At 45.9% G+C, this 547-nt stretch carries 1 protein-coding gene; it reads left to right on the forward strand.

Going from position 1 to position 547, the window contains the following annotated elements; translation table 11 throughout:
* Positions 1-547: nitrilase-related carbon-nitrogen hydrolase (locus JMW90_RS13640; RefSeq protein WP_276529663.1), on the forward strand; the 547-nt coding region annotated here is incomplete at both ends.

A 547-nucleotide genomic window follows, 5' to 3' on the forward strand; every position in this document is an offset into this window, starting at 1 on the left:
CGCAAAATCCATATTACCCCTCATGAGCGTAGCGCTTGGGTCATCGAAGGCGGTGATGAGGTCAAAGTATTTGATACGGATGCTGGTCGTATTGGTATCTTGGTCTGTTATGATGTTGAATTCCCTGAGCTTGCCCGCTTGTTGGCGCTCGACGATATGGATATTTTGTTCGTGCCTTTTTGGACAGATACCAAAAACGGCTACTTACGTGTGCGCCCCTGTGCTCAAGCGCGAGCCATTGAAAACGAATGTTATGTGATGATTTGTGGATCAGTGGGTAACTTACCGCAAGTTGAGAGCTTAGACATTCAGTACGCGCAGTCGTCTATTTTTTCACCGTCAGATTTTGCATTCCCGCATGACGCGATTATGGCAGAAACGACGGCCAACACTGAGATGGTTTTCTTTTCAGATGTGAATTTAGACAAGCTCACTCACGTCCGTAACGAAGGTTCGGTCCACAATTTGCTTGATCGCCGTGATGACTTATTTAGCTTAAAATGGAAGCGAAAATCCAAAATTCCAGCGAGCAAGTTGAGTGATGAAG

The organism is Psychrobacter glacincola, assembly GCF_904846215.1.
Lineage (GTDB): Bacteria > Pseudomonadota > Gammaproteobacteria > Pseudomonadales > Moraxellaceae > Psychrobacter > Psychrobacter glacincola.